This is a genomic window from Mycobacterium sp., from assembly GCF_049673265.1.
Classification (GTDB): Bacteria; Actinomycetota; Actinomycetes; order Mycobacteriales; family Mycobacteriaceae; genus Mycobacterium.
Genome location: NZ_JBATXN010000527.1, coordinates 1 through 8,434, shown reverse-complemented (window position 1 = coordinate 8,434; position 8,434 = coordinate 1). Strand labels below are relative to the sequence as shown.

Sequence of the window (8,434 nt, the reverse complement as noted above, 5' to 3'; positions counted from 1 at the left end):
CGACGGGATTCATCGGCACCAACAAGTCGTGCGCACTGCAAACCGTGCAACAACTCGTCGACGATTTCAACGACAGGCGGTTGCGCGATCCGATCGGCAAGCCGTCGGCACTGGACGCGATGGTCCGCACGCGCCAGCCCGCTGTTGTTGACGCCGCCGGCTGGCAGGCCATCGACGCCGCCGAGGTATCCCGGGGCAGCGTCAGCGATCGGCCGCGCAACAAGTTCACCTCGATCGAGGACATGCTGGCGGTCGCGGCCGCCGCGCCGGCACCGCCACTGCGGCGCCGGCTGGCCGACCGGCTGCGTCAATTGGCCGACTTCGCCTAGCCCTGGCCCATCGCGGCCGCGATCTCGTCCGGGATGACCTCGCGGACCGGCTGACCCAGCGACCAGTGGTGACCAAAGGGGTCGGCGACTATGCCGTAACGGTCGCCCCAGAACTGGTCGTCGAGCGGCATGACCACCGTGGCGCCGGCGTCGAGCGCCCGCTGGAATTTGGCATCGACATCGGTCACCGTCAGGTGGATGGTGACCGGAGTTCCGCCCAGGGACGTCGGGGTTGTCGACTTGCCGCCGGACATTTCCGGGAAGTCGTCGTTGAGCAGCACGGTGAAGCCGTTGATGCGCAGTGCGGCGTGGATCAGCTTGCCGTCGGGACCGGGCACTCGCCCGAGTTCTTCGGCGTCAAAAGCCTTGACGTAGAAGTCGATCGCTGCGGCGGCGTCGTCGACGACGAGGTGTGGGGACAGTGCAGGTTCGACGGCGATTGCCATGCTGGCCTCCTTGGTGTCGGTAGGTGTACGACTCTTTGACTCGAGCCGCGATGAAATCTCATCACGGGCCACCGACACCGACACGTGGATCACGTGCCCATTGCATGACCAGCGAGAGACCTCGAGGTGGCGATGGGTTGTCGTCAGAGAACGTCCATGACCGCCGATCAATTGCCGCCAATTGGGAATAGACCGCGCGACCAGGTAGCTCTCTTTTGAATGGCTCAGAAACCCGATCGCGAGACGCTAAAGGCACTGAACGGCACTATCACCAACGAGTTTCGCACCAACGCCGGCAAGGTCGGGGGGCGATTCGAAGGCAATGAGCTGTTGCTACTCACTACGACGGGCGCGAAGTCCGGCAAGCCGCGCGTCACACCGCTGGTGGTGTTTCGCATCGACGGCAAGCTGCTGATCGTCGCCGGTTACGACGGGGCCGATATCAACCCGGCGTGGGTGCACAACCTGCGGGCCAACCCGCAGGCGCACGTCGAGGTCGCCACCGGCTCGTTCGACGTCGTCGCGCGCGAACTCGACCCGTCCGAACGCGGGGCGGTCATCCCCAAGATCAACGCGAACAAGCCTGCGTTCGCGTACGCGAACTACCAGTCAAAAACCACGCGAACCATCCCGATATTCGAGCTGGATAAGGACGAGTCGTGACTGGCGCCGCCGAGGCCATGCGTCAGGCCTTGGGGATGTCGCCCCAGCCTTCGACGGACTCCGGGCTGCGCGGGTCCGGGCCGACATAGATGGCCGACGGGCGAACCAACTTGCCTAGTCGCTTCTGTTCAAGGATGTGCGCGCACCAACCGGCGGTGCGACCGCAGGTGAACATCGCCGGCATCATGTTGGGCGGAACCTGCGCGAAGTCCAGGATCACCGCCGCCCAGAACTCGACATTGGTTTCGATCGGCCGGTCCGGCCGACGCTCCCGCAGCTCGGAGAGCGCTGCCTGTTCGAGGGCCGCCGCGACGTCGTAGCGCGGCGCGCCCAGCCGCTTGGCGGTGGCCCGCAACACCCGTGCACGTGGGTCCTCGGCGCGGTAGACGCGGTGTCCGAAGCCCATCAGCTTCTCGTGACGGTCCAAAATCCCCTTGACCAGTCCGCGGGCGTCACCGGTGCGCTCGACCTCTTCGAGCATCGGCAACACCCGTGCAGGTGCACCACCGTGCAGCGGACCGCTCATCGCCCCGATCGCGCCCGAGAGCGCTGCGGCGACGTCGGCGCCGGTCGACGCGATCACCCGTGCGGTGAACGTCGAGGCGTTCATCCCGTGCTCGGCGGCCGAGACCCAGTACGCATCGACGGCCTCGACATGCCGGGGATCCGGCTCACCCTGCCATCGGGTCATGAAACGCGCTGTGACCGTTGAGCATTCGTCGATAACTCGCTGAGGAACTGCCGGTTGGTAGATGCCGCGGGCCGATTGCGCGACATACGAAAGTGCCATCACCGACGCCCGGGCGAGCTGGTCGCGGGCGGTGGCGTCGTCGATGTCAAGAAGCGGTTTGTAACCCCAGATCGGCGCCAGCATCGCCAGGCCGGCCTGCACATCGACCCGGACATCGCCGCTGTGGATCGGCAGCGGGAATGGCTCGGCCGGGGGCAGTCCATGGCCGAACTTTCCGTCCACCAGCAAAGCCCAGGCGTCACCGAAGGTGACCCGCTGGCCCACCAGATCCTCAATGTCCACGCCGCGGTAACGCAGGGCGCCGCCGTCCTTGTCGGGCTCGGCAATCTCGGTTGTGAACGCGACCACACCCTCGAGGCCGGCAACGAAATTCTCCGGGATCTTGTCCGGGATGACAGTCATGGTTGAATTCTCCCACGCCGGTCCGGACCGTTCGCTACCGGTCGGTAACCTGCGAGGGGGCGCCGCGAGTAGCGTTGGCGCGATGGCAGGACCAGACAACGAGCACCTGGCCCGGATGCGGGTGGAGTACGGCTCCATCGAGAAGGACGGTAGCCCCGACCTCGATGTCGACTGGCTCGACGACGGCTGGGTTGCCTTGTTGCGCAAGTGGATTGGTGAAGCCGAGCATGCCGGGATCGCCGAGCCGAACGCGATGGTGTTGGCCACCGTGGGCTCGGGAAGGCCGGTCAGCCGGTCGGTGCTGTGCAAGGGCGTCGACGAGGACGGAATCACCTTCTTCACCTACTACGATTCGGCCAAGGGCGACGAGCTGGCCGCGACACCGTACGCATCGGCGACCTTTCCGTGGTATTTGCTGAACAGGCAGTTCCATATCCGCGGTCCGGTGACCAAGGTGGACCCTCAGGCCACCGAGAACTACTGGTCGAAGCGGCCGCGCGGCTCGCAGCTGGGCGCGTGGGCATCGCATCAGTCCCAGCCGATCGCCTCCCGCGCGGCGCTGGTCGATCAGCTCGCCGAGGTGACCGCTCGGTTCGCCGACTCCGACCAGGTTCCGGTCCCCCCGAACTGGGGTGGGTACCGCATTGCGCCTGAGGTTGTCGAATTCTGGCAGGGCCGGGAAGACCGGCTGCACAACCGGATTCGTGTCACAGGTGACCAGGTCCAACGCTTGCAGCCGTGAGGCGGATCACTGCGTCGGGCCGCCGTCGGACCCGGACTGGGCCCCGCTCAGGCGCGCCGCCCCGATAACGACTACCTTCAGCTATAAGCATCCGTGTAGGGCCAGCATCCGCCGAGACTGCAAAGGGGTTCCAGTGGCCGCAAACGACGACTCCGCCACTCTGAAGTACCCAGGTGGTGAGTTGGATCTCGATATCGTCCACGCCACCGAGGGAGCCGACGGTGTCGCGCTGGGCTCGCTGTTGTCCAAGACCGGGTACACCACGTTCGACAACGGCTTTGTCAACACCGCCTCGTGCAAGAGCTCCATCACCTACATCGACGGTGACGCCGGCATCCTGCGTTATCGCGGATACCCGATCGAGCAGCTCGCCGAGAAGTCGACGTTCATCGAGGTGAGCTACCTGCTCATCTACGGCGAGCTGCCGACCAAGGACCAGCTGGCTTCGTTCACCCGCCAGATCCAGTTGCACACGATGCTGCACGAGGACCTGAAACGATTCTTCGACGGCTTTCCGCGCAACGCCCACCCGATGCCGGTGCTGTCCAGCACCGTCAACGCGCTTTCCGCCTACTACCCGGATTCCCTGGATCCGACAGACACCGAGCAGGTCGAGCTATCGACGATCCGGCTGCTGGCCAAGCTGCCCACCATCGCCGCCTACGCCTACAAGAAGTCGGTAGGTCAGCCGTTCCTCTACCCGGACAACAAGCTGACGCTGGTGGAGAACTTCCTGCGGATGACGTTCGGGTTGCCCGCCGAGCCTTACGACGTCGACCCCGAGATCGTCCGGGCGCTGGACATGCTGCTGATTCTGCATGCCGACCACGAGCAGAACTGTTCGACGTCGACGGTGCGGCTGGTCGGCTCGTCGCAGGCCAACCTGTTCACCTCGATCTCCGGCGGCATCAATGCGCTGTGGGGCCCGCTGCACGGCGGTGCCAACCAGGCCGTGCTGGAAATGCTGGAGAAGATCCGCAAGAGCGACGACGACGTCGGCGAGTTCGTCCGCAAGGTCAAGAACCGCGAAGAAGGCGTCAAGCTGATGGGCTTCGGCCATCGGGTCTACAAGAATTACGACCCGCGGGCGCGCATCGTCAAGGAACAGGCCGACAAGATCCTGGGCAAGCTGGGCGGCGACGACGACCTGTTGCACATCGCCAAGGAGCTCGAAGAGGCAGCGCTGACCGACGACTACTTCGTCGAGCGCAAGCTCTACCCGAACGTCGACTTCTACACCGGCCTGATCTACCGGGCGCTCGGCTTCCCGACGCGGATGTTCACCGTGCTGTTTGCGCTTGGGCGGCTGCCCGGATGGATCGCGCATTGGCGTGAGATGCACGACGAGGGCGACAGCAAGATCGGCCGTCCCCGCCAGATCTACACCGGCTCCACCGAGCGCAACTACGCCACCATCGACGCGCGCTAGTCACGCCGAGCAGAAGCCAGCACCGCCATCGCGGCGTTGTGACCGCCGATGCCGGAGACCGCTCCGCCGCGGCGGGCCCCCGCGCCGCACAACAGGATTCGCTCGTGGGCGGTGGCCACGCCCCAGCGTCGGGCGGGGGTGTCCAGCGGCTCGTCGTCGTCGGCGAACGGCCAACGCAATGCGCCGTGAAAGATATTGCCGCCGGTCATTCCCAGCCGGTGTTCCAGGTCCTGGGTGGTCGTCGTCTCGATGCAGTGCTGGCCGTTTTCGTCTTCTAGCAGGACATCCTGAATCGGTTCGGCCAGAACGTAATTCAGCGATTTCAGCACGGCATCGGTGAGCTGGTCGCGGGAGACGTTCAACGAATGGGGCGTGTGCAGGCCGAACACCGTCAGCGTCGCGGCGCCCGCTTCACGCAGCGCGGGGGACAGGATGGTCGGGTCGGTCAACGAGTGGCAATAGATCTCGCACGGCAGTGGATCCGGCAAAGCTCCACCGGCTGCCTGCGAATACGCCGCGTCCAGTTGCGTCCAGGTCTCGTTGACGTGCAACGTTCCGCCGAACGCCTGCTCGGGCTTCACATCGGCGTCGCGCAGGCGGGGCAGCCGCTGCAGCACCATGTTGACCTTGACTTGGGCGCCCTGCGCCGGTGCGGGTGCTGGTTCACTCACCAGGCCGGCCAACACCGTCGGTGTGACGCCGGCCAGCACGAATCGACCGCGCACCACATGCTCGTCGTCGTGTTGGCGGTAACGCACCTCACCTCCGGGGTCGACTGCGTAAACCTCTGCGCCGGTGATGATTTCGGCTCCACAACGGACTGCCGCGGCGGCCAGCGCCGCACTCACCGCACCCATGCCACCGACCGGGACGTGCCATTCGCCGGTGCCGCCGCCGAGGAGGTGATACAGGAAACAGACGTTCTGCTGCAGCGACGGGTCATCAAGACGGGCGAAGGTGCCGATCAGCGCATCGGTCGCCACCACGCCGCGGACCAGGTCGTTGCCGATCGCATCGGCGATCGCATCGCCAATCGGTCGATCGATCATGGCCCGCCATGCGGCATCGTCGGCAACAAGGTGGCGGGCCTGCTCGCGGGTGCGCAACGGTTCCAACAGGGTCGGCCACAGGCGCTCCGTCACCGGGCGGCAGCGCCGGTAGAACGCGGCTGCGTCGGCGGGGACGTCACCGATCAGCAAGCCGGTGCGTCCGGCCGTGGCCGGATCCGGGGTGTACGACGAATACGCCCGTCGGGCTAACCGCACCGGCGCACCCAGGTCGTCGGTGATGCGGGCCGGCAGCAGGCTCACCAGGTACGCATACCGCGATATCCGGGCGTCGACGCCGTCGAAGATCCGCGCCGACGCCGCGGCGCCGCCGACCTGCTGCAGCCGCTCCAGCAGCCGTACCCGCAGGCCGGCCCGCGACAAGTAGGCGGCGGCGACCAGGCCGTTGTGGCCGCCACCCACGATGACGACGTCGACGTCACCCGGGTCGGCAGCCATCAGTCAGCTCAGGTAGCCCTCGACTTCGTCGGGTGGGCGCACTGTTGCCGCGCTCGGGTCGCCACCGGCTTCACGCAGCGCCCGGCGCTGCCGAAGCAGGTCCCAGCATTGGTCGAGTTCGGTCTCGATGCGGCGCAGCTGCTCGTGCTCCTCGGATGCGCTGATATCGCGGTGCTGTAGTTGCGCCCGGAGGGTCTTCTCCTGCGCCACGAGGTCGTGGATGTGCGCCAAGGCTGGGCTGTCTGGGTTGTCGCTCATGTTTGGTCCCCTTCCACGAGTCAAGTGTGCCGGACTAGGGTCGCTTCCGTGCCAAGCAAACCAGAGATCGACTTTCCAAGCGGTCCAGCGGCCGCGCAACTCGTCATCGACGACCTGGTGATCGGCGACGGCGCCGAAGCCGTGCCCGGTGGCGTCGTCGAAGTTCACTACGTCGGTGTCGAGTACGACACCGGTGAAGAATTCGACAGCTCATGGGGTCGGGGCGAGCCCATCGAATTCCCGCTGCGCGGCCTCATCCAGGGATGGCAGGACGGCATACCCGGTATGAAGGTGGGCGGGCGGCGTCAGCTGGTGATCCCACCCGCGCAGGCTTACGGGCCCGCCGGCTCCGGGCATCAGTTGTCGGGCAAGACGTTGATATTCGTGATCGACCTGCTCAGCACCCGTTAACTCCAGGGAGGGCCCGTGGGGGGTTCCGACGAAGTAGCCGAAGCCACCGAGTGGCGGCGAACCTCGAAATACTATGTGCGGCTTCCGGGCCTGCCGTGGTTGGTTGGCTTGCTCGTTATTCCGCTACTGCTGGCGGTAATCGGCCATGGCGAGCTAGACCGGACCCGACCGGGAGTCAATGGTCCGACCGGCGCATTCCCGACCCTGCATGCGCCCAAGCCGGCGGGCGGCGTGCCGCCGACGCCGACGATTCCGGCAATAGCGCTGGCGCCGGTGTCAATTACTCGCAGCGGCAACGACATCAAGCTTTCCGGGGACATGCCCACCGGTGGGGCAAAGGCCTCGCTATTGGCGGCGCTGAAGGAGGGCTTCGGGCCGAATATCGACATCGTCGACAACGTGCGGATCAACCGGGATATCACCTCTCTCGATTTCTCCAATGCCGCACCGGTTTTCAAGGCTGCGGCGTCGGTTCCCGACTTCGGCCTCGCCGTCAAGGATGACACCATCACGCTGATCGGGACGACGGGGTCGGGAGGTCAGCAGGACGTCATCGAGCAGGCTGCTGTCGCGGCCTGGCCGAATTTGAATATCGTTGACACGATGGGAATCGGCGGGTCCGTCACGGCGAGCGCACCGCCAGGCCCGGTGCCGGCTCTTGGCCCGGGCAATGGCTGCAGCAACCTGCGGTCGGCTGTTAAATCCTTGGGGCCGATATCTTTTGCCAGCGATGGCACGTCATTGTCGGCCGCCGCCGAACAGACTCTGAATCAGGTCGCGGACAAGCTGAAGGATTGCCCGGGTGTCAGCGTGACCATCAACGGCTACACCGACAATGCCGGTAACGACGCGATCAATATCCCGTTGAGCACTACTCGGGCAGACGCCGTCGCTGATTACCTGGTCTCCCGCGGTGTCGCACGTGATCACCTGACCGCGAGAGGCCGCGGTGCCGCCGACCCGGTCGCCGACAACAACAGCCCGGACGGTAAAGCCAAGAACCGCCGCGTCGAAATCGTGGTCGGCTAAGGAGAATTCACCCATGAGCTTCATCATTCAATGGCTGTGCTACCTGGTGGCTTTCGCGATCGGCTCGGCAGCTGCCTTGTTGATTGCCAGCATAATGATCAGGCGCAGCACCGAAGAGCAAGCCCTCGACGACATGCCCGGTTCACGTGAGATTGGAGCACAGTGATGGGCCAGGTGAACTACGGGCTGGTGATACTGGCGTTTCTACTCGGGCTGTTGCTGACGTTCGCGCTGACTGTTCGCCGCGTCGAACGTGAAGTGCCGGTGCGGCGTTCGGTCGAAAACGAGTAAGTCAGCTGGGGCCGGGTAGACGCAGGAAAAGACGCACCCCGCCCAGCGGGCTGTTTTCCAGCGACGCTGTACCGCCGTGCAGGTGCGCCTGCTGGGCCACCAATGCCAGACCGAGGCCGGAGCCCGAATGCGACGCGGTCGATCCGCGGGAGAACCGCTCGAACACGATCTGGCGCTC

Annotated in this window: 12 protein-coding genes and 1 pseudogene; 8 read left to right on the top strand and 5 right to left on the bottom strand. The window is 65.5% G+C overall.

From position 1 onward, the window contains the following. Positions 1-329, top strand: a pseudogene (locus tag WBF82_RS18155) (ferredoxin); the annotation flags it as partial. Here the strand turns inward: WBF82_RS18155 and WBF82_RS18150 are convergent. Next, positions 326-775 carry a VOC family protein gene (locus tag WBF82_RS18150; RefSeq protein WP_424384349.1) on the bottom strand — a complete coding sequence of 150 codons (450 nt, stop codon included), beginning with the start codon at positions 773-775 and terminating at the stop codon, positions 326-328. The pseudogene WBF82_RS18155 and the gene WBF82_RS18150 overlap by 4 nt on opposite strands. A gap of 219 nt (positions 776-994) precedes the next feature. Here WBF82_RS18150 and WBF82_RS18145 point away from each other — a divergent pair, with 219 nt between their 5' ends. Continuing rightward, complete coding sequence (locus WBF82_RS18145) at positions 995-1,438, top strand: nitroreductase family deazaflavin-dependent oxidoreductase (protein ID WP_424384348.1); 444 nt, start codon at positions 995-997, stop codon at positions 1,436-1,438. A 22-nt stretch (positions 1,439-1,460) separates the two neighbouring features. Here the strand turns inward: WBF82_RS18145 and WBF82_RS18140 are convergent, their stop codons facing one another. Further along, positions 1,461-2,591, bottom strand: a complete 1,131-nt coding sequence (locus WBF82_RS18140; RefSeq protein ID WP_424384347.1) for a citrate synthase 2 — start codon at positions 2,589-2,591, stop codon at positions 1,461-1,463. Positions 2,592-2,673: 82 nt separating this feature from the next. On the opposite strand from WBF82_RS18140, the gene pdxH reads away from it, so the two are divergent. Together pdxH and WBF82_RS18130 are read left to right on the top strand one after the other, a co-directional pair. Beyond that, complete coding sequence (pdxH, locus tag WBF82_RS18135; RefSeq protein WP_424080922.1) at positions 2,674-3,333, top strand: pyridoxamine 5'-phosphate oxidase; 660 nt, start codon at positions 2,674-2,676, stop codon at positions 3,331-3,333. A gap of 133 nt (positions 3,334-3,466) precedes the next feature. After that, positions 3,467-4,762: a citrate synthase gene (locus WBF82_RS18130; protein ID WP_424384346.1), complete on the top strand. Its 1,296-nt coding sequence runs from the start codon at positions 3,467-3,469 to the stop codon at positions 4,760-4,762. Here WBF82_RS18130 and WBF82_RS18125 read toward each other — a convergent pair. Continuing rightward, on the bottom strand, positions 4,759-6,267 hold the full coding sequence (locus tag WBF82_RS18125; protein WP_424384345.1) for a phytoene desaturase family protein: 1,509 nt from the start codon (positions 6,265-6,267) through the stop codon (positions 4,759-4,761). The genes WBF82_RS18130 and WBF82_RS18125 overlap by 4 nt on opposite strands. A 3-nt stretch (positions 6,268-6,270) precedes the next feature. Further along, positions 6,271-6,525: a DUF2630 family protein gene (locus WBF82_RS18120; RefSeq protein ID WP_424384344.1), complete on the bottom strand. Its 255-nt coding sequence runs from the start codon at positions 6,523-6,525 to the stop codon at positions 6,271-6,273. A gap of 48 nt (positions 6,526-6,573) precedes the next feature. Here WBF82_RS18120 and WBF82_RS18115 point away from each other — a divergent pair, with 48 nt between their 5' ends. The 4 genes from WBF82_RS18115 to WBF82_RS18100 are packed head-to-tail and all read left to right on the top strand — an operon-like array spanning position 6,574 to position 8,256. Next, positions 6,574-6,936 carry an FKBP-type peptidyl-prolyl cis-trans isomerase gene (locus tag WBF82_RS18115; protein ID WP_424384343.1) on the top strand — a complete coding sequence of 121 codons (363 nt, stop codon included), beginning with the start codon at positions 6,574-6,576 and terminating at the stop codon, positions 6,934-6,936. A 15-nt stretch (positions 6,937-6,951) separates the two neighbouring features. Continuing rightward, positions 6,952-7,965, top strand: a complete 1,014-nt coding sequence (locus tag WBF82_RS18110) for an OmpA family protein (RefSeq protein ID WP_424384342.1) — start codon at positions 6,952-6,954, stop codon at positions 7,963-7,965. Between the two features lie 13 nt (positions 7,966-7,978). Beyond that, positions 7,979-8,131: a hypothetical protein gene (locus tag WBF82_RS18105; RefSeq protein ID WP_424384341.1), complete on the top strand. Its 153-nt coding sequence runs from the start codon at positions 7,979-7,981 to the stop codon at positions 8,129-8,131. Further along, entirely contained in the window at positions 8,131-8,256 is a 126-nt protein-coding gene (locus tag WBF82_RS18100; protein ID WP_424384340.1) for a hypothetical protein, read from the top strand. The genes WBF82_RS18105 and WBF82_RS18100 overlap by 1 nt, the downstream gene beginning before the upstream one ends. A 1-nt stretch (position 8,257) precedes the next feature. On the opposite strand, the gene WBF82_RS18095 is transcribed toward WBF82_RS18100, so the two are convergent. Beyond that, the coding region (locus WBF82_RS18095) for an ATP-binding protein (RefSeq protein ID WP_424384350.1) at positions 8,258-8,434 on the bottom strand (177 nt) is incomplete at its 5' end.

Excerpts from the sequence above, each read along its gene's own strand:
- WBF82_RS18140 (WP_424384347.1), bottom strand. The coding sequence starts at position 2,591 with ATGACTGTCATCCCGGACAAGATCCCGGAGAATTTCGTTGCCGGCCTC.
- WBF82_RS18125 (WP_424384345.1), bottom strand. The coding sequence starts at position 6,267 with ATGGCTGCCGACCCGGGTGACGTCGACGTCGTCATCGTGGGTGGCGGC.
- WBF82_RS18120 (WP_424384344.1), bottom strand. The coding sequence starts at position 6,525 with ATGAGCGACAACCCAGACAGCCCAGCCTTGGCGCACATCCACGACCTC.
- pdxH (WP_424080922.1), top strand. The coding sequence starts at position 2,674 with ATGGCAGGACCAGACAACGAGCACCTGGCCCGGATGCGGGTGGAGTAC.
- WBF82_RS18150 (WP_424384349.1), bottom strand. The coding sequence starts at position 775 with ATGGCAATCGCCGTCGAACCTGCACTGTCCCCACACCTCGTCGTCGAC.
- WBF82_RS18100 (WP_424384340.1), top strand. The coding sequence starts at position 8,131 with ATGGGCCAGGTGAACTACGGGCTGGTGATACTGGCGTTTCTACTCGGG.
- WBF82_RS18145 (WP_424384348.1), top strand. The coding sequence starts at position 995 with ATGGCTCAGAAACCCGATCGCGAGACGCTAAAGGCACTGAACGGCACT.
- WBF82_RS18105 (WP_424384341.1), top strand. The coding sequence starts at position 7,979 with ATGAGCTTCATCATTCAATGGCTGTGCTACCTGGTGGCTTTCGCGATC.